The organism is Streptomyces sp. SID14478 (assembly GCF_010548525.1).
Classification (GTDB): domain Bacteria; phylum Actinomycetota; class Actinomycetes; order Streptomycetales; family Streptomycetaceae; genus Streptomyces.
Genome location: NZ_JAAGMG010001025.1, coordinates 1 through 233 on the forward strand (window position 1 = coordinate 1; position 233 = coordinate 233).

Consider the following 233-nt stretch of genomic DNA (forward strand, 5'->3'; position numbering starts at 1 on the left):
GTCATCTTCCGCCGCCAGATCGCCGAGGCCGACGACCCCGAGGCCATGCGCGTGCGCATGGTCAAGGAGTACAAGGCCGAGCTGATGCACCCTTACTACGCGGCCGAGCGCGGCCTGGTCGATGACGTCATCGACCCCGCCGAGACCCGCGAGGTGCTCATCCGCTCCCTGGCGATGCTGCGCACCAAGCACGCCGACCTGCCGTCCCGCAAGCACGGCAACCCCCCGCAGTA

1 protein-coding gene is annotated in these 233 nt (G+C 69.1%); it reads left to right on the forward strand.

The window, feature by feature from the left end; translation table 11 throughout:
• Nucleotides 1–233: carboxyl transferase domain-containing protein (locus G3I40_RS32675; protein ID WP_275410260.1), on the forward strand; the 233-nt coding region annotated here is incomplete at both ends.